This is a genomic window from Bacillus sp. AFS077874 (genome assembly GCF_002566505.1).
Lineage (GTDB): Bacteria > Bacillota > Bacilli > Bacillales > Bacillaceae_G > Gottfriedia.
Genome location: NZ_NUYF01000004.1, coordinates 1 through 19,539, shown reverse-complemented (window position 1 = coordinate 19,539; position 19,539 = coordinate 1). Strand labels below are relative to the sequence as shown.

The following is a 19,539-nucleotide window of genomic DNA, read 5'->3' as shown; positions in this document are numbered from 1 at the left end:
CCAATTAGTATAAACCTACATAGAACTGATATCACGAACGCCTTCTTTTTGTTCGAAGAAAGCGTTTTCTTTACTTTCAAATGGATCATACATTTTTTCTCGGATGAACAGTGCGGGTATAACTGCTGCCAAAACATAGGCAATCGCTAGTGAAGCTAGACCAAATCCGATTGATTGGGATTCCGCAATCACACCGATTATAAATGGAGCCATTGCAGACCCTACTCTACCAACGTTATACGACCCTCCAACCGCTGTACCACGAATATGAGTAGGAAAACTCTCACTCATATATGTAGCATTCACCGCATATGGCATACCATAGAGAAAGCCAAGTATAGTTAGTAATACAATAATATTTGTCGGTGAATTATAAAGATAAACAATAGGTAAAACAATTGCGGTGGCTATCCCACCAATGATAAACATCGTACGTCGTCCGAATCGATCAGCAAGCCAACCTGTAATAATCTTACCTAAAATTGCTGCTGCGTACGTTCCGACAATATATCCTGTCATCTTTTTAAAATCAAAACCTAAATCAGATACAATATACGTTGGAAGCCAAGTACCAATGCCATAATAAGCAAATTGTAAGAAGGTAGAAGTTAGAGCCCAGAATATGAAAATTGATCTTGTTTTTGGTTCTTTGAAAATCATAATCCATTCGTTTTTCTTATCTACCTTTGGTTTTTGCGTTCTATCTTTCCACCCTTTAGGTTCCGGAATCTTGTATCCGATATAAACTGCCAAAATCACTGGGATAATCGCAATAAAGTATAGAGGTCGCCATCCGTAAATTGGTAAGATTGCGCCTGCCAATAAAGCTGCTAATAAATATCCTGCTGAATAAGCTGCTTGTAGTGTCCCTAAGATTGTTGTTCTTTTTTTCATAGGTACATATTCAGCCATTAGCATCGTACATATGGTATATTCCGCCCCTATGCCTATAGCAGAAATAAGTCGAATGAGAATAAATTGTTCGTATGTCTGGGCAAACCCAAGCAATGCAGTACCGACAGAAAATAGAACCATCATCCAAGTTGCCATCCGTACGCGACCATATCGATCAGATAACCAACCACCAACGATACCGCCGATCGCCATACCAACTAAGGACCATGTAGCAATAAGGCCCGCATCAACTTTACCAATATTGAACTCTTTCATCAGACTAGGCATCGTTATTGACAGCATGATTAAGTCCATTCCATCTACCAATAGAGCTAGAAAGCAAGCAACAAATACTACAATCCAAATTCGTTCTGAAGTACTTTTACCCATTATAAACACCGCCTTTTTTTACACATATTTGTTAAAACTCCCTTAAGTTAATAAGGTTCTTTGTAAATGCTGTGTATTGGTGGAATTATTGCATAATAGGAATGTATGATAAGTTCGTAGATCACAGCTACATTTTCCAATTTTATATTTGATTATGCGTATATTACTAACTGCCATTTAATTATTCGGTATTTAAAAGATTTTCGTTTAAAAATAATGCATTTTCAGTAGGGTTCCTCTCTTTACTAAACAAAATAGATGTGGAACAATGCAATTTATTATTAAATGATTTTTTCTTGTTTGAACACTTTGATTTTTTTGCTGTCATACCCTAACTCTAGCAAAACTTCTTCAGTATGCTCTCCATGTAAAGGAGGGTGTCTGTCAATCGTGACAGGCGTATCAGAAAGTTTTATAGGTGAACCTAATAGTTTAACAGTTCCAATTGAAGGATGATTTACTTTTTGTATCAATTGCCTTTCAAGTACATGCTTATTTTCAAACACTCGATCTAATGTATTAATTGGCCCACAAGGTATATTGTTTTCCTGGAAGATTGTGAGCCACTCATCTGCGGTTTTTGTTAACAACAAACCGTCTTGTATTAGAGGTATTAATATGTCTCTATTAATGATACGTGCGTTAGCTGTTGCAAATCGTTCATCATAGGCCAGATTATCAACCTCTAATAATGAACAAAGACGCTGAAACTGTCTGTCGTTACCTACTGCAATAATAATCTCATAATCTTTTGTTTTAAAATTTTGATAAGGAACTAGTGTTGGATGTTGATTCCCATAACGAATAGGTAGATTTCCTGTATTTAAAAAACCTGTCCCAATATTGAGTAAAGACGCTACCATTGAATCTAAAAGGGAGATATCACAATGTTGTCCACAACCTGTGTGATTTCTTGCCTGTAAAGCTGCTAAAATACTTATAACAGCATGAAGACCTGTATATAAGTCAGCCATAGCAATACCAGCCTTTGTAGGTTCCCCGTCTGGTGATCCATTAACACTCATAAATCCGCTCATTGCCTGAGCAAGAAAGTCATATCCTGGCAACTGTTTATAAGGTCCCGTATGCCCAAATCCTGTGATAGAGCAGTGGATTAATTTAGGATTTAGCGCTTTCATTTCTTCATACCCTAATCCTAATCGTTCCATGGTCCCTGTTTTAAAATTTTCTACAACAACATCTGTATCCTTGAGGATTTCTTTAATGATCCGGATTCCTTCTTCTGTCTTTAAATTCACTGTAATTGCCCGTTTATTTCGATTAACTGCCATAAAATACAAACTTATATCCTCAACATCAGGTGGAAACCAAGTCCGTGTTTCATCTACAATATCTGGACCTTCCACTTTAATGACATCTGCTCCTAAGTCCCCTAACATACTAGTACAAATCGGACCAGCTACCACCCGACTTAAATCGAGAATTTTAATTCCGTCTAATGCTTTAGTCATCGAACTCTCCTCTATTCTATATCGTTGTTATACAACTACTGTTTGTTTAGAGTGTTGTGGATTGTTGCACATTTTTTAACAAACTTTCTACAGCCTTTTCTGGAACTTGTTCCCAATCAACAATCGCATCAAACCATTGTAATAATGATTGATCTGAGTAACTAAATTCATCCAAACCATTCGAAAGCAAATAACGATGGATATATTGTAAAGTCATGTATAATTTTCGGTAGCTCCCTTGTTCTGAAATTTGCACATCTGCTTCATCTAGTAAAAGACTGGCAGCAAATACATGGTACATACGGTTCATTAATTGTTTAGCAGGTAGTTCTCTCTCTTGCTCATGGAGATTCATTATTTTTTTCGATTGTGATTCAATTTTATTGATAATTTGTAGAAGGATACTTCTAACCTGGTGAGCCAAAGAATCTGAGATATTTTCATTGAGATTATAAATTGTGCTAAAGAAGATCTCCCCTGCTTTATCTTTCACTAGTGCTCTTATAACATCTAAGGCAACGATATTTGTGGTACCTTCCCAAATCGAACCTACATGCGCATCACGTACAATTTTCGAGTCAACCCAATCCTCAATATATCCATTTCCTCCTCTAGCTTCCATTCCTTCAGAGGTAACATATCTTGCTCGTTTACAAATGTATCCTTTTAATAAAGGTGTTAAAATTCGTAATAGCTTTTCATCAGTTTTGCTTCCCTGATCCGATTTATCATAAACAGATGCTGTGTAAAAAGTGATCGCTGCCGCAGCCTCAGAATCTAGTAATAATTCAAAAAGTGTTTCTTTCATGAGTGGTTTATCAGCTATCGAACTTCCAAATGCAACACGTCCTCGAGCTGAAACGAGTGCTTCTAGAAAGCTTCTTCTCATCATTGCTGTAGAACGTACGGCATTTGATAATCGAGAAGAGTTTACCATCGACATCATTTGTTTAAATCCTGTAGTAATATCACCTACAACATAAGCGGTTGCTCCTTCAAACGTTACTTCACCCGAAGCCATATCTCGCGTACCGAACTTATCTTTTAAACGATTGACTCTATATTTATTTAGAGATCCATCCGGTAATTTTCTTGGCATTAAAAACATTCCAAGACCTTTTGTACCTTCAGGAGCACCCTCAGGGCGTGCCAAAACTAAAGCAACATCTGCTGAAACATTGGAACAAAACCACTTGTCTCCCCAAAGCTCCCACTGGTCACCAACTTTTTTTGCCATTACTGTGTTGGCACCAACATCAGAACCTCCTTGCTTTTCTGTCATAAATTGGGCTCCTGTCCACAATTCGTTCATATCAGTGCTAGTCATACGAGTTAAATAAGTTTGCTGCAATTCTTTATTGCCGAATTTTCCTAAGACTCGTGCAGCAGAATCAGTCATGCTCATTGGACAAGCTAAACCGAATTCGGACTGTACAAATAGATACCAAAAACCATACTTAAGTACATGTGGTAGTTTCGTAGAGAACCCTAGCACAGGCTTATGTGACATAGCGACCAAACCAAATTTACTATATCCCAAATATTCCATTTCTTTATAGGAAGGATGGTATTCAACTTTGTCTATACGCTCTCCCTTTGAATTATAATTTATTAATTCAGGAGTGTGCTTGTCTGCAGTGCGTGATAACTCATCTAACCGCGTTCCAGCTAGTTCTCCTAATTCTATTAGGAAAGGAAGGGCACGCTCATAGTCTTCACTAGAAAGATAACGTTTAAGTATAAAAGGTAGATTTAAATCTTCTTTTAAAAAGTTTAATCCTACTGTATCAGGCATTGCACCTAAATGAGCTTTTGTAGGATTAGAATTTAATAGATTTACACTCATTTTAATTCCCTCCGATTAATGTTTTTAGTTTTTTCATAATGAAATATGTTGTAGTATTCATCACTTTTTCAAGCTAGTTAGTTAGAAAATTATAAGATACTTGTTTTTTTGATTTTCAATTCACATCCTTCACTACTAAAATAATTAACATTATCGGAATTCAAATTCCTATATTATGAATATATAGATAATTTTCTGAACAGTCAAACTTTTTAAATTAGAAAAATTGAATTTTTTACCAAATACCAACACATATACGTGGAAATAAAATTTAACAAAAAGGACGCTCCATAAAGAGCACTTTTCGTGCTCTTTATGGAGCGTCTTTTTTCAAATTATAATAATGACATACAAAAAAAAGACTTTCCCTATAGTTTAGCTCATTATTTTAGCATGCTATAATACATTTAATACTTAATACGAAATGGAATTTACTCGGAGGATTTTATTTATGAACTCAAAGATTTCTACAACGGTGCAACGTGCAATCAAAATTATTAATTATCTAAATGAAGCACCCGGTCCACAAGGAATAAAAACTATTAGCGAAAATTTAAATATCTCCCCTCCTATCACACATCGTATCCTTGCTACTTTAAAAATGGAGGGTCTGGTATTCCAAGAAATAAACTCTAAAAAATATTCCCTTGGTACGGTTTTTATTGATTATGCAAATAAAATAATTACTGACATATCCCTTATCAATTTAATTGATCCGCATTTAATTAATTTGAGAGATGAAACTAAGGAAACGGTCGGCTTGTATATGTTAACAGGCATGGTTAGGATGTGTGTAGTTGAACACGAAAGTAAACAAGAAATAAGCAGAAGAGCAGGTGTGGGTAACAGAATTCCACTACAACTTGGGTCAAGTGGTCGGGTAATTTTGGCATTCCTTAGTGAAGATTTACAAGGACAAGTATTAAACGTTCTCCCAGAGGAAGAAAGAAATTTACTTCGACCAAAATTAGACACGATTGTAGATACCCGTTTCTCAATAAATGAAGAAGAACTTACTAAGAATGTAGCTGCGTTATCAGCTCCAGTCTTCGGTGCAAAAGGAAAAGTCATTGGTGCCATTTCTATTTCCGGACCAGTTTTTCGTTGGAATAAAGAAACAATGGAACAATATATCCCTTTATTGTTAAAAACTGCAGAAGAAATTTCAAAATCCTTATATTAAAGCAATATTCGCATGACTTTTTTTAAAATAGAGTTTGTACGAGTTTCATAGAATTCTTAAAACAGTATCTATAAGGTTTTGTATAAAAGACATTTTTTTATCGTTTTTATTATTGAATGGGAGGCAAAGATATTGAAAAAAATAGTGATGTTGGCCGGCCATGCAAAGCTCCCGCAAGGAATGGCTGCTAGTGACATTTATCAAACATTGACAGTAACGCTTGAAACAGATTTAAAATATTGGGTCATTCTTGATGCTTCATGTACGTTGGCAACTGGTCATGCACAGAATTTTTTAGGTCAATTACTAAAAGGAAATAGTCTTTTAGACGGTCTTGATCCAATTCTTAATTTAATTGAAAAATATTATTACGGCAAAGCACAATCGGCATTGGTTGCTGCAATTAAAGATGCCTATAAGCACTACGCTCACATGAAAAACAGTTGAAATATTCAAAATCATCAAAAGTTATTGACAAATGAAAGTCAGATACATAAAATAAGATTTATAAATTACTTGTAGAAAGGTATCCCCTTTCACAATCAGTAATTGATGCGACTAAATAATATAAAAATAACTGTAAAGACTATCGGACTTCCCAAAAGAAGCCATAAGTAGTATATAGCCAGTTATATCATTTCAAATTGGAATGGTATAACTGGCTATTTTTATTGCCTAAATTTAAAAGGAGGAAAAAAAAATGAATCTGATTCAAGAAAATTTAAAATCATTTGTAGGAAAATATGATACGTTTGAGGTCAAAGAGCACCCACATCATCATCGCCTTTATTCTATAGAAATTGATAATCAAGCATTAATTGCATTCTTAACGGAAAACAAATCTGTAAATGCACAGCAACTAGAATATGTACCTTTTATGAGAATGGTGTTAGCAGAACGTCTTCAAGAGGTACTTGGTAAATCATTTTCCGAAACTGTGCGTTCTATTTTACACGACCGTGAGTCCGGTGGTTTTACGATCGGAATGCAAAATCAAACAACAGATGACCAGGACTATGTCAAATTTTCAACAGCGCTAACGCACTTATTAGGCGGAGTAAATTTCGATGCAATGTCTGGAACCTATTATGCTAGATTTACTGTAAAAGATACAGATAACAGTGACTCCTATTTGCGCCAAGCATATCGTTTATTTACCCTCCATACAGATGGTACATTTGTCGGTGAGCCTACAGACTGGCTATTAATGATGAAATTTGCAGAAGAAAATGCTGTTGGTGGAGAATCAAGGTTACTTCACCTAGACGACTGGGAAGACTTAGAAAAGTTTTCAGATCACCCAATTGCAAGCTGCCGTATCGAGTACAAAGCACCATCTAGTAAAAATGTTGAACAAACTATTTATAATCAAACCTTTTATGATCAAAATGGAAAGCCTTGTATTCGCTTTATAGATCAATTTGCTTATCCTACTACATTAGAACAAGCAACCTATTTGAATGAGCTTTCCGACTCAATGGAAAACAGTCCAGCTACGATCGCATTACCACTCCCTGTCGGTGACCTTGTCATGATTAATAATACATTTTGGCTTCATGGAAGAGCAGCTTTTGAGAAGGATCCAAATTTACATCGTGAATTATTGAGACAAAGAGGTTATTTTGCAAAAGTATAAGTAACCGTTAAGGATTTAGCATTGTTGGCGTATTATTGGAGGGATAAAAATGTATGATTTTGCAATAGTTGGTGGGGGAATTATAGGGCTTTCAACTGGGATAGCCTTAACCAAACGGTTTCCAAACGCTAAAATACTTGTGCTCGAGAAAGAATTAGAGTGGGCTGCTCACCAGACAAAACATAATAGTGGTGTAATTCATTCTGGTATTTACTACAAACCCGGTAGCTTTAAGGCGAAATTTGCACGAGATGGTAGTAAATCAATGATAGAATTTTGCCAAGAACATGGAATTGAACACGAAATATGCGGGAAAGTGATTGTCGCAACAAAAAAAGAAGAAGTCCCATTACTTAATAATTTGTATGCACGAGGATTAGCTAATGGACTAGAAATTAGCAAAATAAGATCTGAAGAGTTATTCGAAATTGAACCACATGTCAACGGATTAGTTGCAATTCGAGTTCCGATGGCTGGGATTGTGAACTATAAGCAAGTTTCAAATAAATTTGCATCGATTATAGTTCAGAATGGCGGAGATCTGCGTTTAGGTATCAAAGTTAGCAAGATTATGGAAACCAGCACCGGCGTAGAGATAGAAACCAGTAATGGTTCGTTTCTTGCATCCTTTTTAATTAATTGTGCTGGATTGCAGAGTGATCGGGTGGCTCAAAGTGGCGGAATGAAAACAGATATGAAAATTATTCCTTTCCGTGGAGAGTACTATCAATTAAAACCAGAAAAACAACATCTTGTTAAACACTTGATTTACCCAGTTCCAAATCCAAATTTCCCATTTCTAGGTGTTCACTTTACACGTATGATTGGCGGTCATGTGGAAGCCGGACCGAATGCAGTCTTAAGCTTTAAGCGAGAAGGATATCACAAGACTGATTTTAATCTAAAGGATTTTACAGAAGTGCTGGCTTATCCAGGTTTTTGGAAGATTGCCGCTAAGTATTGGAAAGAAGGAATGGAAGAAATGGTCCGTTCCTTTAGTAAAAAAGCTTTTGTACGAAGCTTGCAACAACTGATTCCTGAGATTCAAGCTGAAGATCTTGAAGTGGCTCCTGCAGGAATTCGGGCACAAGCTCTCAAGGCAGACGGGACATTAGTTGACGATTTCCATCTAATAGAAGGCAAAAATTGCATCCATGTTTGTAACGCACCATCCCCTGCTGCAACCGCGTCGATACAAATTGGGAAAGCGATTGCTGATCGTGTTCCTGAATCGATAGTAGGAAAAGTATATTCTATATCATAATTAATTTAATTTATGAAATTTTAAATTTGCAAAAAGAGCTGACACAGTGGATTACAATGGCAGTTAAAGTTTTTCTGGCTATCATAATGTGTATACATGAATAAGCGTAAAGGGGACTTCAAGTGAAGTTCTCTTTTAGTATGCGGGCTAAAAATTAATTGGAATCGTAAGAAAAGTGTTTTATTAACTAATGCTCTTGACTTACGAATGAGTTAGCTTAATATTTATTAGTAAAAAAACTATTTTCTGTAACCTTAAAATCAGACAATAAGAAAGAGCTTGTATTGAAATAGAATGTTCATATCACGCTTTTATTAAATATTCGTTAATCGACTCCTTATTAAGGCTTTATCTAATTCACGAACTTTATCATATGACTGCAAGAGTTCCTCAGAAATCAATGTTCTTCCATAATCCCAAGCATTCGCTTCTATTATATATTTAAGCTCTTCTATTTCTTCGTCGTCACCATACTTTAGAATTCTTAAATCATGTTTATTTTTCTTAAAATCTAAGTAGTATCCAATCACATGGTAAAGTATAATCTTAACAAAATTTTCATCTGTCTCTTTAATTCTAATATTACTGATATAACCGTTTACTTGAAGATAATTAAATTTTATAGTATTTGTCGATACATTATAACTCATTGGTACTGTGAGATTATTGTAAAATTCATAGTTAATATTTAAATTGTGCTTATCAAGCGTATCTTTAATGATTTTCTCAATATTCCATGTATAAATCATTTTACTATCACTTCCCTTAAAGTATATAAAACTAGTTTAGTCTACTTAACCTAATCTAGCGCTGTGTAGTCAATGACATATAAATAAACTCTCGTTTAAAGAAATTCAAGTTTATGTATTGAATGTCCTTTTTTTATTCTACAATTATACCGATTGGCGAAGACGTCTTTTGGTATCTGGTTTGTTTAGGCGCTATTATATTGAGAGGTTAATCAACTGTTTTCATCAATTAGTGAAAGTTTGTATGATATGTTTCGCAAGTATAAAATAAAGTGTTTGAAAAAGCATTGTAAAAAACGCATTAGCAATCGCTAATGCGTCTATATTTATTAATAGTAGAAATCGTCCATTGCGCCAACATCTTCTTGTAAACCTTCCTCATAAACAATCTCTAACCCTTCTGGAACTGTATCAAATCGTAATTCATTATTTCGATCATAAATCTCAACATCATCTATTTTATTCTGCTCTGGAACAAATTGTTTATGAGTCATTCTCCACGCATTTAATAATAACTCCCTACCTGCAGCACTATTACTGGTCGCCTGTGTGATAAACTCATAGATTTCCTTATCTTCTTTGTTTGAAATAAATAATGTAATCTGCACTCTGGCTGTTTCCTGTTTTTTTCTCCCTCGTTTTCCCATTATACTTGCACCAGGTCACTAAATTTTTTCAGAGCCAAATTATACATTCCGACAACATTACTAAAAATTGGTTGAGCGAACTTAATGCCATCAGTTGTCCATATCTGTGGTGTAATGATCTCTGTGTTCCTGTAATGATTTTTAATAAAAGGTGCAATGATCTCAGCAGGTCCTCCTACCACTTTTACTTTATCGTCTTTTTTCCATTTCTTAGACGTATCACCAATAATCCCTCTTGCAATTGCAAATGGACTCGCTTCACCATACTTACTTGTCAGCATTCCATAGTCTGTTGTAAAGCTTTCTATATCAATAATTCTACCTCTAAGAATACTGATTAAATTCACGGTTCCACTTCCAACGTCAATGATTCGAACTAATTCAGTCGTGTATGGTACTGAATGAAATGCTGCAGCTCCCTCAGCAGCAACAATCACATCTTTAATGACGAACTTCTTCATGTGACCATTTACTTTTATTTCATGCGTTCTAATTAAGGAATTTTTTATGTCTAGTGCTACTTCTTTCGTTAATGAATCATATGGATTACCTACAGCTAGATACACTTCTTTTTCGTTTGTATTTCGGTGTAATGCTAATAAAATCCGCATTGTCGCTTCGAAGTGATTTTTAGAAGCTCCGTACATTCCACTCCCAAATTCGGATTCTATTTTTGCTAATGTTCCTCCGAACCCCTTCACACCCTCGTATTCCCATTCCATGTCATCTGATCCATGTTGTTCCTGTTGTGGTCTTTTATGCCAATCGGCTATCGCGGAACAAAATTTATCTAACTTACTCCCATAACATACCTTTACTTCGTTATTACCAGCATCAATCGCAATAATTTGATTTAAAGGGTTGTAAGGTGTAGTCATTTTAACATTCCTCCCCTAGATCCAGTTTAGTAGTCAATTCTTTCATTACCTTTCCTAGGCCGGATTGTTGAATATCGATGACGAAAGCAGATACTAGGTACCCTATTAATTTTTCAGCTGTATATTCATGCTCATGTAGTACATCTAAATCAGCTAGGATGACTTCTAATCGATAAATATCATCATATTTAAATATGACTCTAGTAGACTGTAAGTTAGAAAAATAGGAATTTGGTAAACTATGAATCTTTGAAACTTCATTTTCAGTAATCCCAGAAATTTCAACAGAATGGTCCATATTGATAATCCTTCTATAGATATCTTTTCTATTTGCTGTCATAGAGATTTCTTCAATAAAATCTTGAACGAGGAATTCAATTAATTTATTGATGAATATTACTCCACCTGTTTTTTTTCTAAATTCTCGGCAGATCGTAGTTAATCTAGTAAAATGGGCTGAAGGGATTTCGATATTCAATGCCACGCCAAATAATTTATTCATCCCTCTGAAAAACGTTTTACCTTTCCGATTACAATAATCATAATATAGTAAATCAGCTTCACTATAAGACTTTGTTATCATTTAAACACCCCTTATATACAAAATGTTATTAAAAATATTTGTCGCTGCTTTACGTTTATTCATCATCCATTCTCCAGCATATCTACCAAGTGTCTCATTATCTTGTTTGCATAGTTTTACATGAACCATGTAATCAGTAATCGTGTATTTGAATTGCTGATAATCATATCCTCTTCGAAACATCACATAAAAAGCATTAGAAACAAGTTCTGTCATACTAATATCCAGTGAACTTGATTTTTTATATAAGTAGTTATAAGTATTTTCTGAAACGTAGATTTTAATGTCACTTTTCTTATCTGACCTTGTTTTCTTATTGGATCGTCTTTTCTTGTAGTTTTCATTATTGAAAATCGGATTAAGATTCATTCCCTCTCTCTCCTTCCTATAAATCATTTAAAAATTTGCGCTTATCCCTAGGTCGGTCGGTTTTTTTTTCTAAGAAGCACCTCTCTCCTACTAAATTCTGTGTAATTGTGAGTAATAGTAAGTAATTGTGAGTAACTATTAGTAATTCTTACTCTTTGCTAAAATGTATTAGTTGTCGTGCTTGTCCTATTCCACTAGAATGAAAATTCCAATCCAGTTTGATGGATTTTTTTCAATATAAAATAAAAAACCTGTAGGATCTATTCAGATTCCACAGGTTTAATCGTTAAAATTTGCTCTATTGGTGGCTTACCTAAAGCTAGCCAAATTCGAATGAAGTTCTCTAAAGTAGGTACCGCACCGTTCCAGATATTACTTATAGTGCTTCTACCTACACCAGTTAATTCTGTAACCTCTTTTTGGTTTTTACCTTGATTCTCAAATATACTTTGAATCTTATTCTCTATAATAAAAGATTGATTAGATATCAACGGTCTACCTTTTGCTGGTAACCATGAGAGGTACATTGCGATTGCACCTTTAATGACATCTTCTATTGTTGCATCATTCTCCTTCCCATGTAAAAGGTTATTATGCTTATAGTATTTTACTAACTTTTCTAATTCAGCAACAGTTTCCTCAGACAGATTTATTGTTATTTCCACGAATAGAAATCTCCTTTTCTGTTCATAATGTGAATAAAAAAAGTTGGTGTTACTTTATGTATATTATGGCTGATAAAGACTTTGACAATCGATTAGAAGAAAGTATTGAAAAAGGTAGAAAAGTTTAATATTAATAAACGTATCGAATTTAAATGGATATTAATATCTATTTATTCGATGCGTTTTTATTTGATCGATTTTGAAAAAATTTTAAATGTTTTAAACAAATATGAGTCCTTTACGTACTTATTCGTTACCAAATATACACTCTCCTTTTTTTGACGATTCCACTTGCCTTCTTACTATAAATTTAAGTCCTTTATATTCTGACTTCATTCAACTGTTTATATTTACTTTTAATCTTTTGATTTATAACGCTCTTAACTCAGATATCCTTGTAAATTCAGCTATCTGGAAATCCGTAAAAACCAATACTTAAACAAACTAAGAACCATACTCCTGATTCTCCTTTTTCATCTTTGAAAATCGGATTAAGATTTCCCCACTTATCTCTGGGTCGGTCGGTTTATGTCGCTAGAAGACCTCCCCCTGCTAAATACTGAGTATTTGTGAGTAAAAATTAGTAATTCTTACTCTTTGAAATTAAAATCTTTCCACTTAAAATATCATTTTCTCAGCATTATTGGTCTTTACACATCCAAGTTCGAACATGCATTTTAACATGATTGAATGTAGCAATCGATTCTTTTAAAATCTTTATTTTCTATCAATTAGAAAAAAAGTCAATATAAAAAAGCCCACTATCTCTATTAAAGAAATAATGGGCATTCATTTTAATTTAATGTTTGCTTAAGTGACTGAGATGTTTTTTTATGTTTTAATTGAAAAACAAAAAATAAGAAAGTGCTAGCATTAAAGACCAATCCAAATACAGCTAACATCAGTACTTGGTTCCATACATCGTGCAGGCCATTTCCAATAGAGATAAGATCCCTAAATCCCTTTATAGCGTATGTCATTGGAAGGAATGCATGGATATGTTGATAAAATGGTGGTGCTAAAGCTATAGGGAATATACCTGAGCTACCGCCAATTTGTAGTAAGAGTATAATGAATCCAAGGATCTGTCCTATTTTCCCAAAAATGGTACAGAGCATTTGCACCAACGATAGGAAAGTAAGACTCGTCAAAATTGTAAAAAGATATAACCCCCATGCATGTTTAACATCTAGGCCCATGCCTTGGATAAGTATAGTTACTGCTAGAATTGATTGAACCAACCCAACCATAATAACTACACTGTGCTTACTGAGAAACCAAGACGCACCAGATGAAGGTTCTAAAGTTGTTTCTTTAAGTTGATAAGTAGAAGAGAAAAATAATGCACTAGCCATTAAGCCAATAGCCAATATATAAGGAATTAATCCTGCTCCATAATCACTTACCTCACTAATTTTGTGAGATTCTAACTTTATTGGATTAGATAACATGTCGTAATTTTTATTATTCATATTCAGTTCATTCGTTTTAGCAGCACCGGATTGTAAGGAAGAACGTAATTGATTTGTTCCATCAGATAGATGGGATGCTCCTTTATATAATGATGCGGAACCATCTGCAAGTTTTTGAGAGCTTTCACTTAATTGATTGGCACTAGAGTTAAGCTTTTCAATCCCTTTTGCATATTGATTACTTGCATTATCCATCTTTAAAATACTGTCAGAAACAGCGCTTGTTCCATCGGTTAGTTTGTTAGCACCATTATGTGCTTCACCTAACATTTTGTTAAATGTTCCTAGATTTGAACTAAAGGCATGTTGCCCTTCTGCTAACTTTTTAGTACCTTCGTACATCAATCGTTGTCCTTTTACAAACTGATCAAGTTGACTTTGCACTGCCTGTGAACCTTGTGAAACGGTAAACAGCATAGACTCAAAGTCAGTGATTCCTTGTTCTAACTCAATCGTCGCTCCTGCATTGGAAGGAGACAATAAAGAATCCAAATTCGAAAGCAAATCTTGTTTCTCTTGCTCTGAAAGACTTTTGCTATTATTAATCAGTTCTTTTTGTTCATTTACTAGCTGATTCTGAACTTGAATTGTTTGTTGTAAAGAGTTCAGTTGACTAACTATTTCAGGCTGTTTTTCATTTACACCCTCTAATGCAATCAATAGTGGGTCAATTTGATCTTGAAATCTAATTGCTCTTTTGTATGATTGCTGTGAGCTTACACTTAGATCGTTAGCTCCTTGTTCTAATTCTTTAGAACCTTTAGCAAGATTTTCACCTGTCTTGTTTAAAACACCCAAGCCATTTTCTAAATGATTCATCCCATCATTAAGTTTTTGTATCCCATTAGAAAGACGGCCAATTTCCGTTTGAAACTCCTGCGTTCCATTGTAAATTCTTTGTGAGCCATCTTTAAATAATAAGGTACCAGTAGCAAAACTCTGCAAATAGTCTTGTAGAGTTTTAGAAGCATTTGTAATTTTGTTTGCAGCCTGATCTATTTTATTAGCCCCAGTACTTGCATTTTGTAAATGATCGCCTACTTTATTTATGCGATTAAATAATGTGACTACATATTGTTTTGTGATTGAATTTGATATTTTCTCATTGATTTTATTAATTCCAGAGGTTGCTATTGTTGATGCAGTATAGTTTTTCCCTGGATTTGTGTAATATCTCAATCCCATTTTACTAGGATGTTCATCTAACAATGTAGCTCCATTTTTAGAGAAATCATTTGGAATTTCAACTACCATGTAAAAATCTTCATTTTTTAACCCTTTAAACGCTTCTTTACGACTGGTAAATTTCCATTTAAACGAGTGGTTCTGTTTCAAATCATGAACCAAGTCTTTTCCCAGCTGTAAATTCTGATCAGCAAATGCTGATCCCCTATCTTCATTTACTACTGCAATAGGAAGGTCTCCAGTTTTAGAATAAGGATTTCTAAAAGCAGATAGAAAAATGCTGCTATAAAGCAACGGTACAAAAAGAATGGCTATCAATGTTAATCCAGTTTTGCGATGGCTGAAAATATTTCTCCACTCGCCCTTTATCATATTCAACTATATTATCCTCCAATGTTTCCGGTTACAAATTATATTTTGTAGGACCCTTAATTCAAAGATTAATTTTACTATATAATATCCTTTAGTGTTAGATACTTTATTTTTCCATTTTGATTACCGATACTTATTCTTAATGTACTTACAGGTCATACTCCATAAGAAATAGATTGCTTAATAACCGTACGATTTAAAGAAGTATTGATGAAATTAAATTAAAATCTACAATAAGTGCATTATTAACATTTCCAGAGAACATCAAAACATATGTTAATAATAACAATATTCATAATTTTAACATTAACAACGTTTATATTGATACTAATGATGATGATTAAACTCTTTTACCATCTCATCACATGAACGATCTCATCAGTAATCGTGTAGTTGAATTGCTGATAATCATATCCCTCTTCGAAGTTAAGCCCTTCACTCTGTTCGGTCTGGAAGTTATATTTTTCACTCGGTACTCATTTCAAAATAATAACTTATCTCACTTTACCTCCTGACTTCATTCAACCGTTTATTCTTTACTTTTAATCTTTACATTTTTAATGTTCATGACTATCAAATCTAAATCTTTGTAAACTCCGTTATCTAGGAAATCCGTAAAAAACAAATACTTACACAAACTAAGAACCATACTCTCTGATTGTCCTTTTTCATCTTTTATAATCAAATTTAGATTTTATTCTCTTTCCCCTTTTCTAACAATATTTAAATTTCCACTCTTATCTCTGGTTCGGCCGGTTTATTTCGTTAGAATCCCCTCTCCCCTGCTAAATACTGAGTAATTATGAGTAATTATTACTCTTTGATTAAATTTTTTCTTCTTAAAAAATTATTATCCAGCATTACCGAAACGCATCAAAGTTTGAACAAAATTAAAACATATCTTCCTAATCAAACGTTTGTTTAATTGATGATTTTCAATCTGCTTCATTACTTTTTTTCGAATCTTCTTATGAATTTCCTTTTAAAAGGATGCGCAGCAGCCCCCAGCAGGATCGATGCCTGCTTTCTTCAAAGAAAAGTGTATGCTTTTCTACCATGCGTTAAAAATTGCCATTCTGATCTCCATCCTAAATAAAAACTTTTTTTATTAAACAAAAGAGGGAAAAATCCCCCCCCTTTTGTTACATCTTCCGGTGTTCTTTCAAGCTGTAATGATTTCCTTTATAACTAACGATGATATGGTCAAGGACTTCAATTTCCATGATTTTTCCTGCTTCAACAAGTCGCTTTGTAACTTCTATGTCTTCCCTACTCGGTGTACTATCTCCGCTAGGATGCTGGTGACTGACAATAATGGAAGCCGCATTATTTAAAATGGCGCATTTCATCACGTCTCTTGGATGGACGACGCTTGCATTTAAGCTTCCTACATGGGCTTTATGTAACCCAACAACTTCATTTTTTGTATTCAGCATGAGGACAAGAAATACTTCTCTATCTTCGTCTGCGATGAAAGAAGCCGCTAATGTTTGAGCATCTTGTGGCGAAGTAATTCGACCGAAGGCAAACGTTTCTGATACTTCCCTAATTTCCTGCTTAATTCGTACCACTTCAATGATTGACGTTAATTCCATTTTTCAACACTCCTTTTCCCTTGTTTTTTTCTTCATTTTTTTCTTTTGCCTGACGAAACGACCATGTTCCCCAAAAGGGGAGGATTTTTCCCCTTTTGCAAGGAGAACGAAAAACACGCATAGGCAATCGGTCAAGGGAAACAGCACAAAAAGTTTTTTGATGTTGCGAAAGCGTCGTTAGTCGAAAAAGTTTTTTGCCCCTTGATCGATTGACTAGCCGACTTAGTTTCCTGCCGGAAAGGTTCGGGTGTCCTACCGGTGAGGAAAGTTAGTCGGCTTGCGCTGTTTTACGATTCGGAAGGCAAATGGGAAAAATCATAAACAAAAAGCAGCCGTAATGGCTGCTCTCCTTTTATCTCTTATTCTTTTAATCATTTGATTTTACGGTTTCTAGGCTCGTTCGGTATGGCGGCCTTGCCGTAAATGGAACAGGAACCTACGGCATGTAGGTAACAACCGTACAGACCGTGGTTATCGGTCCATTTAATACCGAAGCGACACGTACGGAAATGACAATAAGGTGTACTTTTCCTTACTGATCAGTCCGTTGTGCTGTCCGACCAGATTCTATTCTAAACGTTCTTCCTTCTCATATTCCTTATAAAAATAGATTGCTTGAAGGCTCATGCCTTAAAGAAGTAGATAATATTATTCTTCGAGTTTGAATGAATCAGAAAGGTTCTTTTTACTTGAATGGATACCAACTTAAAAAAGGCTTTAAAGATGATGAAAACTACCCTAGACCACTACTAATGACTCTCAAAATGAAGAATTGGATTGGGTTCATTTTATGGACATTTATCGTTATGCTGGATTAATCACATTGTTGATAAATCAATGATTACGTCTTTGAGTAATTAGTTATTCGAGTTTAAATTCACCCTTCCTTTGTTAATTTGTGGCATTTTTCTTGAAGATTTCTTTTCAACAGCGTGAAGGGAGATTATCTGAAAAGACAATCTCCCTTTGTAATGCAATTTTAAATGAATGAGCAAGGCTTCATATTAAGTCATTTCATGTAAAGTAGACAATATTTATACTAACTTATTTTAGGCCATATGCCTTAATAATTTCTTGTTTAATGCTGTTGCCTGCATCATCCCAAGCACTAGCTCTAAGTGAAACAGAAGTTGCACCTTTGCGATTCTCAATTCTCGCTGTCCAGCCATCCCCTTCAGAAACTAATTCTACTTTTTCCCATGTCGTACCTTCGTCATATGAAACTTCTAGAGATGCACCATTAATTTTCCCGTTTTCTGGTGCGCCAGTTACCTGGATAGCATTCAAACCTAAATCGGTCCATCGGCCTGATTTTGCGTTACCGCTCATGTCAGTATCCACTTTATAATCAAGTGATATTAATGGAAGTTCTGTGTTATTTTCTTCATGTTTTTTAGACCAGAATGTCCATTCCGTATGTGTACGAACGGAAGTATTCCATCGTTTTGCGTCACGCCAAGCATCGCTAACAAGTCGGTACTCGGTGTTTTCAACTGGGTGATTATTAAATGAATTGAGTCCTTGTCCATTTACTTCTTTATCAAGGTTTGAACCTTGATAGAGTTTTAGTGATTGTGTGCCTGGATAATTAGTATCTGCACCCGTGCTTCCAATTCCTGAATCAGCCCATGTAGGTATGTTCATTATAAAGTAATTTCCTGTACGATATGGTTTCCAGAATCCCTCACCTAAACGAGGACGTGCTACTGGTGAGAACCATTCTTCATTTAAATTTAGACCTGGTTTGTATTTTGCTACTGGCTGTCGCACTTCCCAAGCACTGTCGAGTACGCTAGCTTGATGATACCAGGATGTACCTTCCTGTGCGGATACCCACTCGGTTCTTACAGATGGTAGTGATAATTTAAAGGTTAAGCCAATTCCATTCGAGGCATATGACGGTATATCCCATCGGAACTCAGCACCTTGAGCTGGGCGGTCTGATTTATATTGGGAATTTATTTTTACAAGATCTCTCGATGTAGGCGAATAAGTTACGTCATTTGGAATATTGTTATCATGATGATCGACAAGATCGTAAACGTATTCAGTATCAGGATTACCTTTTACGTTAAGTCTCACCTTTCCATTTTTCACAGATTCAATCAGATCTTTCCCCTCTGTTCCACTAATTGCAGCGACCGCAAGAGGTGAATCTGAAAGCGAATTATTTGCATTTATTATGCCTACAAATTCACTAAGTTCTTTTGGTCCATCATTTACAGTTATTAATAATTTTGCACCGGCTGCATATGCTGCTGCAGCACGCTCAGGTCCAGACAATTCGTCATTACGATCAACAATTACAGCCTTTCCCTTCACATTTAGACCATTATAAT

General features: G+C 34.9%; 15 protein-coding genes and 1 pseudogene. 4 read left to right on the top strand and 12 right to left on the bottom strand.

The features are described 5' to 3' along the window. Positions 1 to 15 precede the first annotated feature (15 nt). The 3 genes from COJ46_RS01310 to COJ46_RS01300 all read right to left on the bottom strand — a co-directional run bounded on the left by COJ46_RS01310 (position 16) and on the right by COJ46_RS01300 (position 4,602). A complete protein-coding gene (locus COJ46_RS01310; protein WP_097974380.1) occupies positions 16 to 1,284 on the bottom strand; it encodes an MFS transporter in 1,269 nt (422 codons plus the stop codon). Positions 1,285 to 1,565: 281 nt separating this feature from the next. After that, entirely contained in the window at positions 1,566 to 2,756 is a 1,191-nt protein-coding gene (locus COJ46_RS01305; RefSeq protein ID WP_097974382.1) for a CaiB/BaiF CoA transferase family protein, read from the bottom strand. Positions 2,757 to 2,802: 46 nt separating this feature from the next. Then, positions 2,803 to 4,602, bottom strand: coding sequence for an acyl-CoA dehydrogenase family protein (locus COJ46_RS01300; protein ID WP_098565622.1), 1,800 nt, complete (start codon positions 4,600 to 4,602; stop codon positions 2,803 to 2,805). Between the two features lie 451 nt (positions 4,603 to 5,053). On the opposite strand from COJ46_RS01300, the gene COJ46_RS01295 reads away from it, so the two are divergent. The 4 genes from COJ46_RS01295 (at position 5,054) to lhgO (ending at position 8,685) form a co-directional block, all read left to right on the top strand. Then, on the top strand, positions 5,054 to 5,785 hold the full coding sequence (locus COJ46_RS01295) for an IclR family transcriptional regulator (RefSeq protein ID WP_286133461.1): 732 nt from the start codon (positions 5,054 to 5,056) through the stop codon (positions 5,783 to 5,785). 132 nt (positions 5,786 to 5,917) lie between these two features. Further along, positions 5,918 to 6,232 (top strand): DUF3870 domain-containing protein, encoded by a 315-nt coding sequence (locus COJ46_RS01290; RefSeq protein ID WP_353615937.1) that lies wholly within the window; start codon positions 5,918 to 5,920, stop codon positions 6,230 to 6,232. Between the two features lie 253 nt (positions 6,233 to 6,485). Then, the gene (glaH, locus tag COJ46_RS01285) at positions 6,486 to 7,421 is read left to right on the top strand and encodes a glutarate dioxygenase GlaH (protein WP_097974387.1); all 936 of its coding nucleotides are present in this window, start codon (positions 6,486 to 6,488) and stop codon (positions 7,419 to 7,421) included. Between the two features lie 49 nt (positions 7,422 to 7,470). Then, on the top strand, positions 7,471 to 8,685 hold the full coding sequence (gene lhgO / locus COJ46_RS01280; protein WP_097974389.1) for an L-2-hydroxyglutarate oxidase: 1,215 nt from the start codon (positions 7,471 to 7,473) through the stop codon (positions 8,683 to 8,685). Between the two features lie 314 nt (positions 8,686 to 8,999). Here lhgO and COJ46_RS01275 read toward each other — a convergent pair whose 3' ends face one another. From COJ46_RS01275 to COJ46_RS24255, 9 genes and pseudogenes are all read right to left on the bottom strand, one after another. Then, positions 9,000 to 9,434 (bottom strand): hypothetical protein, encoded by a 435-nt coding sequence (locus COJ46_RS01275; protein WP_097974391.1) that lies wholly within the window; start codon positions 9,432 to 9,434, stop codon positions 9,000 to 9,002. Positions 9,435 to 9,763: 329 nt separating this feature from the next. Then, positions 9,764 to 10,081, bottom strand: coding sequence for a hypothetical protein (locus COJ46_RS01270; RefSeq protein WP_097974393.1), 318 nt, complete (start codon positions 10,079 to 10,081; stop codon positions 9,764 to 9,766). Next, positions 10,081 to 10,959 (bottom strand): ParM/StbA family protein, encoded by an 879-nt coding sequence (locus tag COJ46_RS01265; RefSeq protein WP_097974395.1) that lies wholly within the window; start codon positions 10,957 to 10,959, stop codon positions 10,081 to 10,083. The genes COJ46_RS01270 and COJ46_RS01265 overlap by 1 nt, the downstream gene beginning before the upstream one ends. 1 nt (position 10,960) lies before the next feature. After that, entirely contained in the window at positions 10,961 to 11,542 is a 582-nt protein-coding gene (locus COJ46_RS01260) for a hypothetical protein (RefSeq protein WP_097974397.1), read from the bottom strand. Continuing rightward, a complete protein-coding gene (locus tag COJ46_RS01255) occupies positions 11,543 to 11,911 on the bottom strand; it encodes a hypothetical protein (protein WP_097974399.1) in 369 nt (122 codons plus the stop codon). It abuts the gene before it with no gap. A 260-nt stretch (positions 11,912 to 12,171) separates the two neighbouring features. Further along, positions 12,172 to 12,576, bottom strand: a complete 405-nt coding sequence (locus COJ46_RS01250) for a helix-turn-helix domain-containing protein (RefSeq protein ID WP_097974401.1) — start codon at positions 12,574 to 12,576, stop codon at positions 12,172 to 12,174. Between the two features lie 794 nt (positions 12,577 to 13,370). Beyond that, entirely contained in the window at positions 13,371 to 15,605 is a 2,235-nt protein-coding gene (locus tag COJ46_RS01245; protein ID WP_286133468.1) for a YhgE/Pip domain-containing protein, read from the bottom strand. A 1,142-nt stretch (positions 15,606 to 16,747) separates the two neighbouring features. Continuing rightward, entirely contained in the window at positions 16,748 to 17,200 is a 453-nt protein-coding gene (locus COJ46_RS01240) for a JAB domain-containing protein (RefSeq protein ID WP_097974404.1), read from the bottom strand. Positions 17,201 to 18,244: 1,044 nt separating this feature from the next. Continuing rightward, positions 18,245 to 19,539 (bottom strand): annotated as a pseudogene (locus COJ46_RS24255) (peptidase); the annotation flags it as partial.